The following is a 17,238-nucleotide window of genomic DNA, read 5'->3' on the forward strand; positions in this document are numbered from 1 at the left end:
GCTCTTAAGGAGCAGGGGAGATCCCATTCTGGACGGGGCTCCTCGCCGTTCCCGGGGGCTGGATAGGGTGGGGCCATCCTTATTCGGCTGTGGACCCAGGAGCGGACCATGAACGTTGTGACCCCGGTTGGCGGCGACAGCGTGGCGGCCGGCTCCTGGCCGGGTGTGCTGAACGCCCTGCTGCGCGGCGAGAACCTGACCGCGGACGACACGGCGTGGGCCATGGACCGCATCATGAGCGGCGAGGCGACCGACGCCCAGATCGCCGGGTTCGCGGTCGCGCTGCGGGCCAAGGGCGAGACGGTCGACGAGGTCTCAGGGATGGTGCGCGCGATGTACGCGCACGCCAACACCATCGAGGTGCCCGGCCGTACGGTCGACATCGTCGGCACCGGCGGCGACCTGGCCAAGACCGTCAACATCTCCACGATGTCGGCGATCGTCGTCGCGGGCACCGGCGCCAAGGTCGTCAAGCACGGCAACCGCGCCGCGTCGTCGGCGAGCGGCGCCTCGGACGTCCTGGAGAAGCTCGGCGTCAACCTGGAGCTGACGCCGCGGCGCGTCGCCGAGGTCGCGGAGGAGGCGGGCATCACCTTCTGCTTCGCCGTGAAGTTCCACCCCGCCCTGCGGTACGCCGCGAAGGCGCGCAAGGAGCTGGGCGCGCAGACCACCTTCAACATTCTCGGCCCCCTGACGAACCCGGCGAGGGTACGGGCGCAGGCGGTCGGGGTCGCGGACGCCCGGATGGCCCCCATCGTGGCGGGTGTGCTCGCCGAACGGGGAAATTCCGCGCTGGTCTTCCGCGGCGACGACGGACTCGACGAGCTGACCACCACCGCGACCTCCCGCGTCTGGGTGGTACGCGACGGAGCCGTCCGCGAGGAGGCCTTCGACCCGCGTCACGTGGGCCTGGAGATCGTGCCCGTCGAGGCGCTGCGGGGCGCGGACGCGTCGTACAACGCGGACGTCGCGCGCCGGCTGCTGGCGGGCGAGACCGGGGCCGTGCGGGAAGCGGTGCTGCTCAATACGGCGGCGGCGCTGGTCGCGCTGGACCCGACCGACGCGACCCTGACCGAGCAGCTCGCGGTGGGCATCGGCAAGGCCGCCGAGGCGATCGACTCGGGGGCGGCGCGCGCGGCGCTGGAGCGCTGGGTGGCGGCCAGCAACAGCTGAGGAACGGGTTTGTGTGACGCAGGGCGCAGTCCGAACTCTGGACTGCGCCTTGCGTCTTTTGGATCGTGTGGCAAGATTCTGCACAGGTCATGAGTGACAGCGTTTTGGCCCCGGCTTGCTGTCCGGCAACCCTCCGTCCGTGGCGGGGTGCCCCGGGTGAAGACCAGGCCGTAGACAGAAAGGTCTACGGCAAGCGCGGACCCTGGCATCTTTGAATGTCACAGCCTCTGGGGTCCTGGTCCTCAAGGGAGCAGTCTCGTGAGCAAGCGAATGCGATAGGGCTCGTAGCCCCACTTCCGCACCCCCTTTTCGTCTTTCCTGCGTTGCCGCATGCCTGCCGGCGCAGTGAATTCGCCTGCCCTCCACGGGAGTTCGCCATGTCTGTCTCCACTGTTGCCGCCGACCAGACCCTTTGTGCGCCTCTGCCCGTGCTTGGGCGAGATGTTCTCGTGCCGCTCGTCACCGGTGGCGAGGTCACCTACGCCGCCCTTGACTACGCGGCGAGCGCCCCGGCCCTGCAGCGGGTGTGGGACGACGTGGCGGCGTACGCCCCGTACTACGGCAGCGTGCACCGCGGCGCCGGTTACCTCTCGCAGCTGTCGACCGACCTCTTCGAGAACAGCCGCGCCACCGTCGCGGAGTTCCTCGGCTGCCGCGAGAGCGACCAGGTCGTTTTCACCCGGTCCACCACCGACTCGCTGAACCTGCTGGCCGCGGCGCTGCCCGCCGACTGCCAGGTCTTCGTCTTCGAGACCGAGCACCACGCGTCCCTGCTGCCCTGGCGCGACGCCGAGGTGACCTACCTGAACGCGCCGCGGACCCCGACCCAGGCCGTCGAGACCCTGGAGCGCGCGTTGGCCGCCCGCGATCCCCACGGTCCGGCGCTGGTCTGCGTCACCGGCGCCTCGAACGTCACCGGTGAGCTGTGGCCGGTGAAGGAGCTCGCCGCCGCGGCGCACGCCCACGGCGCGCGCATCGTGCTGGACGCCGCGCAGCTCGCGCCGCACCACTCGCTGGACATCGACGAGCTGGACGTCGACTGGGTCGCCTTCTCCGGGCACAAGTTGTACGCGCCGTTCGGCTCGGGTGTGCTCGCGGGCCGCGCCGACTGGCTGCAGGCCGCCGAGCCTTACCTCGCGGGCGGCGGGGCCTCGCGCAAGGTCGCCCGGCGCGGCGACGGCGGCGTGGACGTCGAGTGGCACACCACGGCGGCCCGCCACGAGGCCGGCTCGCCGAACGTCATCGGGGTCTACTCGATCGCCGCCGCCTGCAAGGCGCTCACCGAGGCCGGCTTCGACTCGCTGGTCGAGCGCGAGCAGGGGCTCGTCACCAAGGTCCGCGAAGGCCTCGCCGAGGTCGACGCGGTCAGGGTGCTGTCTCTCTTCGGGGACGACGCCCCGCGCGTCGGCGTCATCTCGTTCGTGGTCGAGGGCTGGAACAGCTCGCACTTCGCCGCCGCGCTGTCCGCCGAGTACGGAATCGGCGTACGGGACGGTCTGTTCTGCGCCCACCCGCTGGTGCGCACCCTGCTCGGCAGCGACGCGCAGGACCCGGGGGAGTGCGGCGCCCCCGAGGCCGAGCCGGGCGAGCGCTCGCTGAACGCGATCCGGGTCAGCTTCGGCGCGGGGACGCCCGACGAGCACGTGGAGCGGTTCGTGGGCGCCGTCAAGGAGCTCGTACAGCAGGGCGCGCAGTGGAACTACCGCACCGAGGACGGCCGTTGCGTGCCGGACCGGGACTCCGTGAACACGCCGGCGCTCTAGGGACCTGACCGCACGGGGTGCACGCCACGAGGCGGGCGCCCCGTGCGGCTTCGTTGCGGCGGGGCGATCGCGCGGCGCGGACGTTACGCGTCGAGGCCGATGGCGAAGGCCGCTTCGAGGTCGTGCTGCGAGTACGTACGGAACGCGACATGGGTGTCGGTGCCCTCGACGCCGGGGATCTTGCTGATGCTGCCGGGGATGACATCGGCGAGGTCGTCGTGCTTGGCCACGCGCACCATGGCGATCAGGTCGTACGTACCGGTGACCGAGAAGACCTCGCTGACGCTTTCGAGCGAGGCGATCGACTCGGCGATCTCGGGGATCCGGTCCACGCTGGTCTTGATGAGCACGATCGCGGTGATCACGGTTGGCTTTCTCCCTCGGTGGCCTGCGCTGGGGCTCTCACTCTATCCGTACGCCCGTACCGCCCCCAGGCGTAGAGGAAGCCCGTGCAGAAGCCCACCAGGTGCGCGAGATACGCGACCCCGGGACCGGAGTCGGCGCTCCGCGCCGCCAGCCATTGGAGGGCGAACCAGAAGATCAGCACGATCCAGGCGGGGAAGCGCAGCGGCAGGAAAAGGAGGAAGGGGAACAGGCTGGTGACCCGGGCCCTGGGGAAGAGGAAGAGGAAGGCGCCGAGCACCGCGGAGATCGCGCCGGAGGCGCCGACCAGCGTCTGGTCGGAGTCCGCGTGCGCGACGGCGTACGCCAACAGGGCGAGATAGCCGCAGGCCACGTAGAACAGGGCGAACTGCACGCGGCCCATCCTTTCCTCGGCCATCATCCCGAAGACGTACAGGAAGAGCATGTTGCCCAGCAGGTGGAGCCAGCCGCCGTGCACGAACAGGGCGGTGACCGGGGTGACCAGCGCCGCACCGGAACCGCTCAGCAGCTCGCTGGGAATCACGCCCCACCGCTCGAAGTACGCGCTCTGGGCGGCGAGCAGGGTGTCGCCCGTGCCGTATGCCGGGTTGAAGCCGGAGACGGGGCCGATGACGAAGGCCAGACAGCACACACCGATCAGGCCGTATGTCACCACCGGGCCCCGGGCCGCTTGCCGCCAATCGATCATGGACAGAGTGTGACGTAACGGGACCGGGTCGGACAGAGTGCCTCGCCGGGTCTCACCTGCTCGACGCCCGCCACGCCCGGTACCCGCGAGGCCGTAGGGTTACGGGCAGTAGGCACAACGAAAGAGGACGGCATATGACGACGGTTCCCCTGCCGACTACCGAGACCCGGTGGCGCTGCGCACTGTGCGGCAATCTCACGCGGTTCGACGTGACCCGCTCCTCCAAGGTCGTCGAGTACGTCCACCTCGACCTGGCCGGAGAGTCCAAGGTCGAGGAACGCGAGGTGGTCAGTGAGACCATCGAGTCGGTGCGGTGCCGCTGGTGCAATGCCGTGGACCAGATCGAACTGGTGGACAGGCCTGGAGTCGGCTCCTGAGCGGACCGGCCCGATAGGTGATGGGGTGACGGATTGTGGAGCACGCGCAAGGCGCCGACCCGGCCGGCTCGGCCGGGGACGCAGCCGAGGTGCTCGACCGCCCGCTGCCCGAAGGCGTGCGGCGCAAGGTCGTCGCGCTGGTCTCGGACGCGTTCGGCGGGCTCACCGTCGCCGAACTCCCGGCCCAGCTGAGACAGTACGCCCGCTTCACCCCGACGCGGCGTGCCAAGTTCGCGGGCAACGCGATGGCAGCCGCCCTGGAGAGCGACCCGCTGTTCCGCCAGCGTATCGGCGAGCGGCTGCGCGAGGCGCAGCCCGAGCTGGCGGGCGCACTGGAGGCCGGTTCGCCGCCCGCCGCCGCCGACCCCGTCGATGTGGCGGCCGCCGCCTACGTGCTGCGGCCCGTCGGCTGGGTCAAGCTGGTGGCCGCCGCGGGCGAAGAGGCGCAGCGCGCGGACGCCGAGCGCGCCGACGAGGCAGCCCAGCAGGAACTGGAGCGGCTGCGCGAGGAGCTGACGCAGGCCCGCGAGCACACCAAGAGCGAGACCGAGCGGCTGCGCACGGAGCTGGAGACGGCCCGCAAGGAAGTCGACATACTGCACCGCAAACTGCGCAGCGCGCTGAGCGATGTGAAGCGCGGCGATGCCGCCCTGCGCCGTACGGGCGCCGAGATCGACTCCATCAAGGCCGCGGCCGCCGCTCATGTCACCTCGGCCGAGAGCGAGTCCAGGCGTCTCAAGTCCCGCCTCGGTGAGGCGGAGGCGGCCGCCGAGGCGGGGCGCAGGGCCGTGCGTGAGGGCCGCAGTATGGAGGACATGCGGGTGCGGCTGCTGCTCGACACGGTGCTGGACGCTGCCCAGGGGCTGCGCCGGGAGCTGGCGCTGCCGCCGGCCACCCTGCGCCCCGCGGACACCGTGGACGCCGTCGAGCCGGGCCGTATGACCCCCAAAGACATCGCGGCCAGGGCACTGTCCGACACGGACCCCGCGCTGCTCGACCAGTTGCTGGCGCTGCCGCAGGCCCATCTGGTGGTGGACGGGTACAACGTCACCAAGACCGGCTATCCGCAGATGCCGCTGGACAAGCAGCGGTTGCGGCTGCTCGGCGGCCTCTCGATGCTCGCCGCGCAGACCGGAGCCGAGGTGACCTGCGTCTTCGACGGGGCGGAGCTGGCGGCGCCGGTGCTGCTCGCGCCGCCGCGCGGGGTGCGGGTGCTGTTCAGCAAGGCGGGGGTGACCGCGGACGAGGTCATCAGGCAGCTGGTGCGGGCGGAGCCGCCCGGCCGTCCCGTCGTGGTGGTCTCCACCGACCGTGAAGTGGCCGACGGAGTGGCCAAGGCGGGCGCCAGGCCGGTCGCGTCCGTCTTGTTGCTGAAGCGGCTTTCGCGCGTCTAGTAACTGGTGCGCGTAATGCCCCAATTGACAGAACGTAACGTCAAGTGGTCATTACTGCGCGTGTGGTGCGAGTAAAGAATGCATCTCTGATGGAGTTTTTTCTCTTGAGGATTTGAACTGATCACAAGAAGGTCACTAAGGTCTGCCCTCGAACCTTCGCGCAGTAGACCACCCATCCGGGGTGGCAGCGAAGGCACCGCCGAGTCCGTGCAGTTCGGTCCAGTTCCGCGGGGGAACCGACCATGGAGCCGGGGATTCGTCCCCACCCGGTAGGCGGCAGAGGAAGAAGGAGCTCGCCTTCGTGGCGTCCCACCGTCGACCCAAGCAGCCGAGCCGCACACGCGTGACCGTGCTCACCGCGACCGCTGCCGCTGCCGTCGCTCTCACATCGCAGACCGCTCAGGCCGACCCCAAGCCGACCAAGACCGAGGTCAAGGCCAAGGTCGACAAGCTCTACCACGAGGCCGAGGCCGCCACCGAGAAGTACAACGGCGCCAAGGAGCGGCAGGAAACGCTCAAGGAAGAGGTCGACAACCTCCAGGACAAGGTCGCCCGCGGCCAGGGTGAGCTCAACGACCTCCGCGGCGAACTCGGTTCGGTGGCGAGTGCCCAGTACCGCACCGGCGGCATCGACCCGTCCATGCAGCTCTTCCTCTCGGCCGACCCGGACAACTTCCTCGACAAGGCCGGCGCGCTCGACCAGCTGAGCGGCAAGCAGGCCGAGGCGCTTCAGAAGGTCAAGGCGAAGCAGCGCACGCTCGCGCAGCAGCGCACCGAGGCGACCGACAAGCTCGACGACCTTGAGGACGTCCGCAAGGAACTCGGCGACAAGAAGCAGAAGTTCCAGGGCAAGCTCGCCGAGGCGCAGAAGCTGCTGAACACGCTGACCGCAGCCGAGCGCGCGAAGATGCAGGAGAAGGAGCAGCGCGCCAGCCGCGCGGCCGGCGACCGGGTCGAGCTCGGCAACGAGGCGCCCGCCTCCCAGCGTGGGGCCGCGGCGCTCAGCGCGGCGGCGACCCAGCAGGGCAAGCCGTACGTCTCCGGCGCCACCGGCCCCAACTCCTACGACTGCTCCGGGCTGACCCAGTGGGCGTACGCGCAGGCCGGTGTCTCGATCACCCGGACGACGTTCACCCAGCACGCCGACGGCACCAAGATCGGCAAGAGCGAGCTCAAGCCGGGCGACCTGGTGTTCTTCAACAACCTGGCGCACGTCGGCCTGTACGCCGGGAACAACCAGATCCTGCACGCCCCGAAGCCGGGTGCCGTGGTGCGCTACGAGTCGATGGACTACATGGGCACCTTCCAGTTCGGTGTCCGTATCTGATCGGTTCGGACCGCCCACCCGAGTCGGTGTGGGTATCCGAAGAACACCACGGGTTGCCGTCGGCACCGCCCATTCGGGCGAATTCCGGTGACTCCCGCTGACGCTCCGCCCCGCCGGTGACCTGGTCCTCCGGCGGGGCGTCACTGTGTGTGCACGGCGCGGTCTTTGGTCAGTGCGTGATCGCACGGCTACTGTCTGCTCGCGCAGCTCCCCGGTCCATTGGTCCGCCCGCCCCGGGCGGCAGGGGGATTGCACGCAGCGGAAGGGAGTGCGGCTTCCTGTGGCGACCCATCGGCGTCCCTCACAGCCCGGCCTCACGCAGAGCGCCCGGGTCACAGTTCTGTCCGCGGCCGCGGCGACCGCGGCGGCGACGCTCGGGGGTGCACCGGCGAGCGCCGATCCACAGGACACGGCCACTGCCACGCAGGCCCGGGTCGACCGCCTGTACGAGCAGGCCGAGCAGGCCACCGAGCGGTTCAACAAGGCCGACGAGCACGCGGACCAGCTGCGCGAGCAGGTGGCCCAGGCCCAGGACAGGGCCGCACGCGGCCAGGAGAGCATCAACCACATGCGGGGGGCGCTCGGTTCGGTCGCGGGTGCCCAGTACCGGTCCGGCGGTATGGACCCGGCCCTGGCGCTGCTGCTGTCCGAGGACCCCGACAGCTATCTCGACAAGGCCGCCGTGCTCGACCGCCTCAGTGCCCGTCAGGCGGACTCCCTGCTCGGCCTCCGGGCCGCGCAGCGCAAGCTGGGCCAGGAGCGCGTGGAGGCCTCCCACAAGCTCACCGAGCTGGAACGCAGCAGGGCGGCGGTCTCCCGTCACAAGCGCGTCGTCGAGCGCAAGCTCACCGAGGCGCGACGGCTGCTGAACTCGCTGCCGTCCGAGGAGCGCGACGAGCACGACCGCGCCTCGCGCGCGGGCCGCGGCGACACACCGCCCCAGTTGGGCGGCGCACCGGCCTCCGGGCGGGCCGCGGCAGCGGTGCTCGCCGCGCAGCAGGCCGTGGGCAAGCCGTACATCTGGGGTGCCAACGGCCCGACTGGCTTCGACTGTTCGGGGCTCACCCAGTGGTCGTACGCGCAGGCTGGCGTCTCGCTGCCGCGCACCTCGCAGGCGCAGCGCTACGCGGGCCGGCAGGTCTCCATGGACCAGGCGCAGCCCGGCGACCTGGTGGCGTACCGCGACGACGCCAGCCACATCGGGATGTACGTGGGCAACGGTCAGGTGGTGCACGCGCCGTACCCGGGCGCCCCCGTGCGCTACGACCCGGTCGGGATGATGCCGGTCTCGTCGGTGACCCGGGTCTGAGCGGGCCAGGCCCGGCGCGGGCCCCCGGCGCTCCGATCGCGCCGCGCCCGGGCACGTACGATCGGCGGGGTGGCAGGTCAGTGGCGGGGTGCGGGACGAGGCCGGTGGGCGGGGCAGGCCCTCGCCGTGCTCCTCCTCGCCTCCGCGTGCACGTCTCCCGGCGAGCCCGGGGGCGCCGCGGCCCGGGACGTCCAGCGGACGCTGGACCGCAGGGCGGCCGCCGTGGTCGACCGTGACGAGGCCGCCTATCTGGCCCCGATCGACCCCCGCGCGGACAGCCTGCGGGCGGCCGAGCGCCGGGAGTTCGCGAATCTCGCGCAGGTGCCGCTGCGCTCCTGGGCGTACCGGCTGACCGGACTCGACCGCACGGGCGCGGGGCGGGCCACCGCCCGGGTCGAGCTGAGCTACCGCCTCGACGGGTACGACGGCGCACCGGTGAAGGCCACCGAGGAACTGGACCTGACGCAGCGGGACGGACGCTGGTACGTCGCGGCCGAAAAGCCCGGCGACACCGAGGGCGGGGACGGTGGCGCCGCACGGCAGCTCTGGGAGCAGGGCAGGGTCACGGCCGTGCGCGGCAAGCACAGCCTGGTGCTCGGCGTCGGCCAGAGCGAGCGGCGCCTGCGCGAGATCGCGAACGCCGCCGACCGCGCGGTGCCCGCGGTCGACCGTGCCTGGCAGGGCCGGTGGACGCGGCGTGTGGTCGTCCTCGTGCCCTCCTCCGTCGACGGCATGGCCTCGCTGCTGGGCGGGCCTGCCGCCGGATACCGGGGCATCGCGGCCGTCACCACCGGAGAGGCGGGCGGCTCGGGCGCGGCGTCGGCTGACCGGGTGATCGTCAACCCCGACGCGTACGCGGTGCTCGGCGGGTTCGGGCAGCAGATCGTCCTCACACATGAGTCGGCCCATGTCGCGACCCGCGCCCATACGTCCGCCGCCACCCCGATGTGGCTCTCGGAGGGCTTGGCGGACTGGGTGGCGTACCGCGGCACCGGACGCACCGCGCGCGAGGTCGCTCCCGAACTGGCGCGCGCCGTACGCGGCCGCGAGCTGCCCGCCGCCCTGCCCACCGACAAGGCCTTCGGCTTCGGCGGGGACGCGGACGCCCTCGCGCAGGCGTACGAGGGCGGCTGGCTGGCCTGCAGGCTGATCGCCGAGGAGTGGGGCGAGAAGCGGCTGGCGGCCTTCTACCGGGCCGTCGGAGGGCACGAGCAGCGGGAGGGCGCGGTCGAGAAGGCGATGCAGGAGGAGCTCGGGACCACGCCCGAGGACTTCACAGTGCGGTGGCGGGAGTATCTGCGCGAGCAGCTGGCCTGAGCGCCCCGCACTCGGCGGTGTCCGGCCCAGGACGCTGGGCCGTTCGGTACTGTCGGCGGCGATGCACAAGACCTTGATCGTGACCAATGACTTTCCGCCCCGCCCCGGCGGCATCCAGGCGTTCCTGCACAACATGGCGCTGCGTCTGGACCCCGAGCAGCTCGTCGTCTACGCCTCGACGTGGAAGCGCGGCCAGGAGGGCGCCGATGCCACCGCGGCCTTCGACGCCGAGCAGCCCTTCACCGTCGTACGGGACCGCGCGACGATGCTGCTGCCTACGCCCCGCGTCACCCGCCGTGCGGTGGGGCTGCTGCGTGAACACGGCTGTACCTCCGTGTGGTTCGGGGCGGCGGCGCCGCTTGCCCTGATGGCCCCGGCGCTGCGCAGGGCGGGGGCGACCCGGCTCGTCGCGACCACGCACGGCCATGAGGCGGGCTGGGCCCAACTGCCCGCCGCCCGGCAGTTGCTGCGCAGGATCGGCGAGGGCACGGACACGATCACCTACCTCGGCGAGTACACGCGCTCACGGATCGCCGGCGCGCTCACGCCCGAAGCCGTCGCGCGGATGGCCCAGTTGCCGCCCGGCGTCGACGAGCAGACCTTCCACCCCGGCTCGGGCGGCGACGCGGTCAGGGAGCGGCTCGGGCTCGCGGACCGGCCCGTGGTGGTGTGCGTGTCCCGGCTGGTGCCGCGCAAGGGCCAGGACACGCTGATCCTGGCGATGCCCCGGATCCTGCGCGCGGTGCCGGACGCGGTGCTGCTGATCGTGGGCGGTGGACCGTACGCCAAGGAGCTGTCGAAGCTGGCCGCCGAGACCGGCGTCACGGACTCGGTGCGCTTCACAGGACCGGTGCCCTGGGCGGAGCTGCCCGCGCACTACGGCGCCGGTGACGTCTTCGCCATGCCCTGCCGCACCCGCCGTGGGGGCCTCGACGTCGAGGGCCTCGGCATCGTCTACCTGGAGGCCTCGGCGACCGGCCTGCCGGTGGTCGCGGGCGACTCGGGTGGCGCGCCCGACGCCGTACTGGACGGGGAGACCGGCTGGGTGGTGCGCGGCAGATCCGCGGAGGAGTCGGCCGACCGGATCGTCACGCTGCTCCAGGACCCCGGTCTGCGACGGCGGATGGGGGAGCGCGGGCGGGAGTGGGTCGAGGAGACGTGGCGCTGGGACCTCCTCGCGGAGAAGCTCAAGGCGCTGCTCTGAGCGGCCTCTGACGCCCTCTCGGGGGAGGGGCGCCCGATGGAGCCCGGGTCGCGGGCTCCATCGGTGTCGGTCCACGGGGGCTGTTCGCACAGCCCCTGCTCCCAGGGCGGCTCAGCCCCGGTAGATCGATTCGATCTCGTCGGCGAAGTCCTTCGCCACCACATTGCGCTTCAGCTTCAGCGACGGCGTGATGTGCCCGGCCTCCTCGGTGAACTGGGCCGGCAGCACCCGGAACTTGCGCACCGACTCCGCCTTGGACACCGCCGCGTTGCCGTCGTTCACGGCCTGCTGGACGACCGCGAGCAGATCCGGATCGTCGCGCAGCTCCACCGCGGTCGACCCGGCCGGCTTGCCGTTCTCCGCTGCCCAGCGGCCCAGGAAGTCCTCGTCGAGGGTGACCAGCGCGCCCACGAACGGCCGCCCGTCGCCCACCACCATGCACTCGGCGACCAGCGCGTGCGCCCGGATGCGGTCCTCGATCACCGCGGGGGCGACGTTCTTGCCGCCCGCCGTGACGATGATTTCCTTCTTCCGGCCGGTGATCGCGAGGTAACCGTCCTCGTCGAGCGTGCCGATGTCACCGGTGTGGAACCAGCCGTCGGTCAGCGCCTCCACGGTGGCGGTCTCGTTGTTCCAGTAGCCCGAGAAGAGATGCTCGCCGTGCAGCAGCACCTCGCCGTCGTCCGCGATCCGCACCACGGAACCGGGCAGCGGCTGGCCGACCGTGCCGATCTTCTGCCGGTCCCACGGGTTGAAGGTCGTCGCCGCACACGACTCGGTGAGGCCGTAGCCCTCCAGGACCGTGAAGCCGATGCCGCGGAAGAAGTGGCCGAGGCGCTCACCGAGCGGGGCGCCGCCGGAGATCGCGTACTCGCCGCGCCCGCCGAGCACCGTGCGCAGCTTGCTGTAGACCAGCCTGTCGAAGACCTTGTGCTTCAGCTTGAGCCCCAGCGCCGGGCCCTGCGGGGTGCCGATCGCGCGGCTGTAGGCGATCGCGGTGTCCGCCGCCTTGTCGAAGATCTTGCCCTTGCCGTCGGCCTGGGCCTTGGCCCGCGCCGAGTTGTAGACCTTCTCGAAGACGCGCGGCACACCGAGGATCAGCGTCGGCCGGAAGGAGGCCAGCTCATCGGTGAGGTTCTTGATGTCCGGTACGCAGCCGAGCTTGATCGGCGCCATCACAGCGGCCACCTCGACCAGACGCCCGAAGACATGCGCGGCCGGCAGAAAGAGCAGCACCGAGCACTCGCCCGTACGGAACAGCGGTTTCAGGCGTTCCACCGCGTTGCCGCACTCCGCGAAGAAGCTGCGGTGGCTGAGCACGCAGCCCTTGGGGCGTCCGGTGGTGCCCGAGGTGTAGACGATCGTCGCCGGGTCGTCCGCCTTGGCGGCGGCGCTGCGCTCGTCGACGGTCTCCTCGGTGACTCCGGCGCCGGCCGAACGCAGCTGCCCGACCGCGTCCTGGTCGATCTGCCAGATGTGTTCGAGGGCGGGAAGCCTCTCGCGTACGGACTCGACCGCCGCGCGGTGTGCGTCGTTCTCGGTGATCACGGCGGTCGCACCGGAGTCGCCCAGGATCCACTGGACCTGCTCGGCGGAGCTGGTTTCGTACACCGGCACGGTGACCGCGCCGGAGCTCCAGATCGCGAAGTCGAGGAGCACCCACTCGTAGCGGGTGGCGGACATCAGGGCGACCCGGTCGCCCGGCTGGACGCCGGACGCGATCAGGCCCTTGGCGGCGGTGCGGACCTCGGCGAGGAACTCGGTGGCGGTGACATCCGCCCAGGCACCTTCGACCTTGCGGCTCATGACCGCCACGTCTGGGTGCTGAGCGGCATTGCGGCGGATGAGATCCGTCAGGTTGCCGTCCGTAGGGACCTCGTACAGGGCCGGAAGGCTGAACTCGCGCAAGACTGCTGCTCCTCATCGGGCGCCGGCGCCACGTCAGTGTGTGCGTCGGCTGCGGTCCAAGATCGGGCAGGTGCTCAGTGGGGTGAGCACGACTGGACTGCCCGGACGTTACCCACGAGTACTGGGTTCCGGATAGGGGGTCCTGGCCAGATGTTCGCTGCGTCACACGTCGTGGCGATGCTCCGCGCAGACTAGTGCACCTTCATGAAGGCCCGGAAGTAACCGCAGGTCCGACCCCCTCTACCGGGGCTGAGCAGGGAGTCCTAGGGTGATCTCCATGCGACTGCATGTGGTGAGTGACGTCCATGGGAACGCGAAGGATCTCGCCAGGGCGGGAGAGGGCGCGGACGCCCTGATCTGTCTCGGCGATCTGATCCTGTTCCTCGACTACGCCGACCACTCACGCGGCATCTTCCCCGACCTCTTCGGCGTCGAGAACGCCGATCTCATCGTGGAACTGCGCAACGCCCGCCGCTTCGAGGAGGCCCGTGACCTGGGCCGCAGGCTGTGGGCGGGCCTCGACCGCAAGGCCGCCACCGAGGCCGCGGTGCGCAAGCAGTACACCGAACTCTTCGCCGCCTTCCCCACCCCGACGTACGCCACCTACGGCAACGTCGACATGCCGGACCTCTGGCCGGAGTACGCCGCGCCGGGCACCACCGTCCTCGACGGCGAGCGCGTCGAGATCGGCGGCCGCGTCTTCGGCTTCGTCGGCGGCGGGCTCAGGACACCGATGAATACGCCGTACGAGATCGACGATGAGGAGTACGCCGCCAAGGTCGAGGCCCTGGGCGAGGTCGACGTGCTCTGCTCGCACATCCCGCCCGAGGTGCCGGAACTGGTGTACGACACCGTCGCGCGCCGCTTCGAGCGCGGCAGCACCGCCCTGCTCGACGCGATCCACCGCACCCGCCCCCGGTACGCCCTCTTCGGCCACGTCCATCAGCCGCTGGCCCGCCGGATGCGCGTCGGCGCGACCGAGTGCGTGAACGTCGGGCACTTCGCGTCCACCGGGCGGCCCTGGGCACTGGAGTGGTGACCTGGCCGATAGCGGTAGCCTTCACGCGGCACGCACCCGTGACCGGAACCGCACTGGAGGAGCCACAGCGATGGCGGAACACACCAGCTCGAGTATCACGATCGAGGCGACACCGGCCGACGTGATGGGCGTGATCGCCGACTTCGCCCGCTACCCCGACTGGACCGGCGAGGTGAAGGAGGCCGAGGTACTGGCCACCGACGCCCAGGGCCGCGCCGAGCAGGTGCGCCTGCTCCTGGATGCCGGGGCGATCAAGGACGACCACACCCTGGCGTACACCTGGACCGGCGACAACGAGGTCAGCTGGACGCTCGTCAAGTCCCAGATGCTGCGCGCCATCGACGGCTCGTACAGCCTCAAGGCCGTGGACGGCGGCAGCCGCACCGAGGTCACGTACCAACTGACCGTCGACGTCAAGATCCCGATGCTCGGCATGATCAAGCGCAAGGCCGAGAAGGTCATCATCGACCGCGCGCTGGCCGGGCTGAAGAAGCGCGTCGAGTCCGACCCGAAGGCCTGATCGCCTGATGCGTACGGTCCTCGTCACCGGCCTCGGAGGCGCGGGCCGCACCACCGTCGCCGCGGCGACCGCACTCGCGGCCGCCCGCAGCGGGCAGCGTGTCCTGCTGCTCTCCACCGACCGGGACGACACCCTGGGCGCGGCTCTCGGCGCACCCACCGGCGCCACGCCCACCGAGGTGGCGCCCGGCCTGTGGGCCGCCAGGACCGACTCGGGCACCCGCTTCCGCACGGAACTCCTCGCCCTCCAGGAACGGGCCGGGTCCCTGCTCGACCTGCTCGGCGCCAACAGGCTGGCCGACGAGGAACTGACCGAGCTGCCGGGCAGCGAGCAGTTCGCACTGCTGCATGCACTGCGCGCGCGGGGCGGCCATGGTTCGTCCAGCGCCGGCCACGACCTGCTGGTCGTCGACATGCCCGCGCTGCCCGAGACCCTCGCCGTGCTCGCCCTGCCCGAACAGCTGCGGCGCTACCTGCGACGGCTGCTGCCGGCCGAGCGCCAGGCGGCCCGCGCCCTGCGGCCCATGCTCGCCCAGCTCGCCGGCGTCCCGATGCCCGCGCAGTGGCTGTACGAGACCGCCGCCCGCTGGGAGGCGGAACTGGCCGCCGTCCAGGCCCTGATAGAGGACGCGGGCACGACCGTACGACTGGTCACCGAGCCGGGACCGGCCGGGGCCGACGCGCTGGGCACCGCCCGCACCGGCATCGCCCTGTTCGGCCTCGGTGTCGACACGGTGGTGGCGAACCGGGTACTGCCGCAGGACTCCCCGGACACCTGGCTCGCCGTGCTTGCCGCCCAGCAGCAGAAGTGCCTGGCCCAATGGCACGACGAGTGGTCGCCGACCGCGCCGCTGCGAGAAGTGCGCCACCTCGGCCGGGACCCGCGCGGCTTCGACGACCTTGCGCTGCTCGGGGAAGGGGCGGGTGCGGAGCTCGCACCCGAGGCGCCCGTGCCCGGCGAGGCGCTGTGGCAGGTGGAGGACCGGCTCGCCGAGGACAATGTCCTTATCTGGAACCTGCCCCTGCCAGGCGCGGTCAAGGACGAGCTGTCGCTGGTCCGGCGCGGCGACGAACTCGTGCTCACCGCGGGCCGGTTCCGCCGCATAGTGGCCCTCCCCTCCGCGCTGCGCCGCTGCACCGTCTCCGGCGCGGGCCTCAGCGACGGCGTCCTTCGCATGCGATTCACGCCGGACCCGCAGCTGTGGCCGCGGCCGCAGTGAACGCCGTACCACCGTTCGGGTAACGTCGGTGGTACGAGGCGTACGCACCGTACGAACCGCCGTCCTGCCGCAGGAGTGTCCGCCATGAGCGATGCCACTGAGCCCGCGCCCCAGCCCGCCGAGGCCTCCGACGCCGACGCCTGGGCGAAGGCCTGTGCCGAGGACCTCGCCGCCGAGAAGGCCCGCCGCCGCGCCCAGCAGGGGATGCCGCCGGGATCCGCGGCCGACGAGCTGCGCAAGCTCGTCGAAGCGGTCGCCGACAAGGTCTCCTCCTTCCAGACGCCACTGCTCGGCATGGCCGCCCAGGGCGCCGCCCGGCAGCTGATCAACCAGGCGAAGTCCGCCGTCGAGCCGGTCATCGAGCGCAACCCCGATGTCATCGACCACCTGGCCGCGGCCGGTGGCGAACTGCTCGCCGCGTACCGCTCCGCCGTCGCCGGTCGGGAAGGCCGCTGGACCCGGGGGCCGGAGGGGTCCGGGAAGTCCCAGGGGCCCCCGGAATCCCAGAAGCCCCAGGGCCACAAGAACGACGACGGCGAGGGCCCCCCGTCCGGCGAACACATCGATCTGGACTGAGCTGCTCCTCGGGTACGGTTGCCCGTTAGCGGGGCACGACCGAAAACTGAGGGAAAAATGGGACTCACCATCGGCGTCGACATCGGCGGCACGAAGATCGCGGCAGGCGTGGTCGACGAAGAGGGCACCATTCTCGAAACACACAAGGTGCCGACGCCGCCGACCGCCGAAGGCATCGTCGACGCGATCTGCGCGGCCGTGTCCGCGGCCGGAAAGGGCCAGCAGATCGAGGCGGTCGGCATCGGTGCCGCCGGTTACGTCGACGACAAGCGAGCCACCGTCCTCTTCGCGCCGAACATCAACTGGCGCCATGAGCCGCTCAAGGACAAGGTCGAGCAGCGCGTCGGCCTGCCCGTCGTCGTCGAGAACGACGCGAACGCGGCGGCCTGGGGCGAGTACAAGTTCGGTGCCGGTCAGGGCCACGAGGACGTCATCTGCATCACGCTGGGCACCGGCCTCGGCGGCGGCATCATCATCGGCAACAAGCTGCGCCGCGGACGCTTCGGCGTGGCAGCCGAGTTCGGGCACATCCGGGTCGTCCCCGACGGCCTGCTGTGCGGCTGCGGAAGCCAGGGCTGCTGGGAGCAGTACGCGTCCGGGCGCGCCCTCGTCCGGTACGCCAAGCAGCGCGCCAACGCCACCCCGGAGAACGCCGAGATCCTCCTCGCCCTGGGCGACGGCACGGCCGACGGCATCGAGGGCAAGCACGTCAGCGCGGCCGCCCGGCAGGGCGACCCGGTGGCCGTCGACTCCTTCCGCGAGCTGGCCCGCTGGGCCGGTGCGGGCCTGGCCGACCTGGCCTCGCTCTTCGACCCGTCGGCGTTCATCGTCGGCGGTGGCGTCTCGGACGAGGGTGAGCTGGTCCTCGACCCGATCCGCAAGTCGTTCCGGCGCTGGCTGATCGGCGGCCAGTGGCGGCCGCACGCCCAGGTGCTCGCCGCGCAGCTGGGCGGCAAGGCGGGAATGGTCGGCGCGGCCGACCTGGCCCGCCAGGGCTGACGCTCCGGCCTCAAGGGGGTGTCCGGTCGATCTCCGTGGCG

General features: G+C 71.4%; 16 protein-coding genes and 1 riboswitch. Of the genes, 13 read left to right on the forward strand and 3 right to left on the reverse strand.

Translation table 11 applies throughout. The features are described 5' to 3' along the window. The first annotated feature begins 108 nt into the window (after nt 1-108). Both trpD and ABCR94_RS22125 read left to right on the forward strand, forming a co-directional pair. Complete coding sequence (gene trpD, locus ABCR94_RS22120) at nt 109-1,173, forward strand: anthranilate phosphoribosyltransferase (RefSeq protein ID WP_347121482.1); 1,065 nt, start codon at nt 109-111, stop codon at nt 1,171-1,173. A gap of 85 nt (nt 1,174-1,258) precedes the next feature. After that, nucleotides 1,259-1,375, forward strand: a riboswitch (SAM riboswitch). Between the two features lie 175 nt (nt 1,376-1,550). Then, complete coding sequence (locus ABCR94_RS22125; RefSeq protein ID WP_347121483.1) at nt 1,551-2,936, forward strand: aminotransferase class V-fold PLP-dependent enzyme; 1,386 nt, start codon at nt 1,551-1,553, stop codon at nt 2,934-2,936. A gap of 83 nt (nt 2,937-3,019) precedes the next feature. Here the strand turns inward: ABCR94_RS22125 and ABCR94_RS22130 are convergent, their stop codons facing one another. After that, a complete protein-coding gene (locus ABCR94_RS22130) occupies nt 3,020-3,301 on the reverse strand; it encodes an Lrp/AsnC family transcriptional regulator (RefSeq protein WP_347121485.1) in 282 nt (93 codons plus the stop codon). After that, the gene (locus tag ABCR94_RS22135) at nt 3,298-4,008 is read right to left on the reverse strand and encodes a rhomboid family intramembrane serine protease (protein ID WP_347121487.1); all 711 of its coding nucleotides are present in this window, start codon (nt 4,006-4,008) and stop codon (nt 3,298-3,300) included. Before ABCR94_RS22135 ends, ABCR94_RS22130 begins: the two co-directional genes overlap by 4 nt. A gap of 134 nt (nt 4,009-4,142) precedes the next feature. On the opposite strand from ABCR94_RS22135, the gene ABCR94_RS22140 reads away from it, so the two are divergent. The 6 genes from ABCR94_RS22140 to ABCR94_RS22165 all read left to right on the forward strand — a co-directional run bounded on the left by ABCR94_RS22140 (nt 4,143) and on the right by ABCR94_RS22165 (nt 10,936). Continuing rightward, the gene (locus ABCR94_RS22140) at nt 4,143-4,385 is read left to right on the forward strand and encodes a hypothetical protein (protein ID WP_347121489.1); all 243 of its coding nucleotides are present in this window, start codon (nt 4,143-4,145) and stop codon (nt 4,383-4,385) included. Between the two features lie 35 nt (nt 4,386-4,420). After that, nucleotides 4,421-5,779: an NYN domain-containing protein gene (locus ABCR94_RS22145; protein WP_347121491.1), complete on the forward strand. Its 1,359-nt coding sequence runs from the start codon at nt 4,421-4,423 to the stop codon at nt 5,777-5,779. Between the two features lie 301 nt (nt 5,780-6,080). Continuing rightward, a complete protein-coding gene (locus tag ABCR94_RS22150; RefSeq protein WP_347121493.1) occupies nt 6,081-7,106 on the forward strand; it encodes a C40 family peptidase in 1,026 nt (341 codons plus the stop codon). 280 nt (nt 7,107-7,386) lie between these two features. Next, on the forward strand, nt 7,387-8,415 hold the full coding sequence (locus ABCR94_RS22155; RefSeq protein ID WP_347121495.1) for a C40 family peptidase: 1,029 nt from the start codon (nt 7,387-7,389) through the stop codon (nt 8,413-8,415). Nucleotides 8,416-8,484: 69 nt separating this feature from the next. Continuing rightward, complete coding sequence (locus ABCR94_RS22160) at nt 8,485-9,732, forward strand: hypothetical protein (protein WP_347121497.1); 1,248 nt, start codon at nt 8,485-8,487, stop codon at nt 9,730-9,732. Between the two features lie 61 nt (nt 9,733-9,793). Then, the gene (locus ABCR94_RS22165; RefSeq protein ID WP_347121499.1) at nt 9,794-10,936 is read left to right on the forward strand and encodes a glycosyltransferase family 4 protein; all 1,143 of its coding nucleotides are present in this window, start codon (nt 9,794-9,796) and stop codon (nt 10,934-10,936) included. 111 nt (nt 10,937-11,047) lie between these two features. Here the strand turns inward: ABCR94_RS22165 and ABCR94_RS22170 are convergent, their stop codons facing one another. Next, nucleotides 11,048-12,844, reverse strand: coding sequence for an AMP-dependent synthetase/ligase (locus ABCR94_RS22170; RefSeq protein WP_347121501.1), 1,797 nt, complete (start codon nt 12,842-12,844; stop codon nt 11,048-11,050). Nucleotides 12,845-13,133: 289 nt separating this feature from the next. Here ABCR94_RS22170 and ABCR94_RS22175 point away from each other — a divergent pair, with 289 nt between their 5' ends. The 5 genes from ABCR94_RS22175 to ABCR94_RS22195 all read left to right on the forward strand — a co-directional run bounded on the left by ABCR94_RS22175 (nt 13,134) and on the right by ABCR94_RS22195 (nt 17,197). Beyond that, complete coding sequence (locus ABCR94_RS22175; protein WP_347122009.1) at nt 13,134-13,883, forward strand: metallophosphoesterase family protein; 750 nt, start codon at nt 13,134-13,136, stop codon at nt 13,881-13,883. A 70-nt stretch (nt 13,884-13,953) separates the two neighbouring features. Further along, nucleotides 13,954-14,403: an SRPBCC family protein gene (locus ABCR94_RS22180; protein WP_347121503.1), complete on the forward strand. Its 450-nt coding sequence runs from the start codon at nt 13,954-13,956 to the stop codon at nt 14,401-14,403. A gap of 7 nt (nt 14,404-14,410) precedes the next feature. Continuing rightward, complete coding sequence (locus tag ABCR94_RS22185; protein ID WP_347121505.1) at nt 14,411-15,622, forward strand: ArsA family ATPase; 1,212 nt, start codon at nt 14,411-14,413, stop codon at nt 15,620-15,622. Nucleotides 15,623-15,706: 84 nt separating this feature from the next. Beyond that, on the forward strand, nt 15,707-16,198 hold the full coding sequence (locus ABCR94_RS22190; protein WP_347121507.1) for a DUF5304 domain-containing protein: 492 nt from the start codon (nt 15,707-15,709) through the stop codon (nt 16,196-16,198). 57 nt (nt 16,199-16,255) lie between these two features. Next, entirely contained in the window at nt 16,256-17,197 is a 942-nt protein-coding gene (locus ABCR94_RS22195; RefSeq protein ID WP_347121508.1) for an ROK family glucokinase, read from the forward strand. Nucleotides 17,198-17,238: the final 41 nt, after the last annotated feature.

It is taken from the genome of Streptomyces changchenzhani (genome assembly GCF_039766235.1).
In the GTDB taxonomy this organism is placed as follows: domain Bacteria; phylum Actinomycetota; class Actinomycetes; order Streptomycetales; family Streptomycetaceae; genus Streptomyces.

Bases quoted from the DNA above. Each gene is read 5' to 3' on its own strand.
- trpD (WP_347121482.1), top strand. From the start codon at position 109: ATGAACGTTGTGACCCCGGTTGGCGGCGACAGCGTGGCGGCCGGCTCC.
- ABCR94_RS22125 (WP_347121483.1), top strand. From the start codon at position 1,551: ATGTCTGTCTCCACTGTTGCCGCCGACCAGACCCTTTGTGCGCCTCTG.
- ABCR94_RS22135 (WP_347121487.1), bottom strand. From the start codon at position 4,008: ATGATCGATTGGCGGCAAGCGGCCCGGGGCCCGGTGGTGACATACGGC.
- ABCR94_RS22140 (WP_347121489.1), top strand. From the start codon at position 4,143: ATGACGACGGTTCCCCTGCCGACTACCGAGACCCGGTGGCGCTGCGCA.
- ABCR94_RS22165 (WP_347121499.1), top strand. From the start codon at position 9,794: ATGCACAAGACCTTGATCGTGACCAATGACTTTCCGCCCCGCCCCGGC.
- ABCR94_RS22180 (WP_347121503.1), top strand. From the start codon at position 13,954: ATGGCGGAACACACCAGCTCGAGTATCACGATCGAGGCGACACCGGCC.
- ABCR94_RS22185 (WP_347121505.1), top strand. From the start codon at position 14,411: ATGCGTACGGTCCTCGTCACCGGCCTCGGAGGCGCGGGCCGCACCACC.
- ABCR94_RS22190 (WP_347121507.1), top strand. From the start codon at position 15,707: ATGAGCGATGCCACTGAGCCCGCGCCCCAGCCCGCCGAGGCCTCCGAC.
- ABCR94_RS22195 (WP_347121508.1), top strand. From the start codon at position 16,256: ATGGGACTCACCATCGGCGTCGACATCGGCGGCACGAAGATCGCGGCA.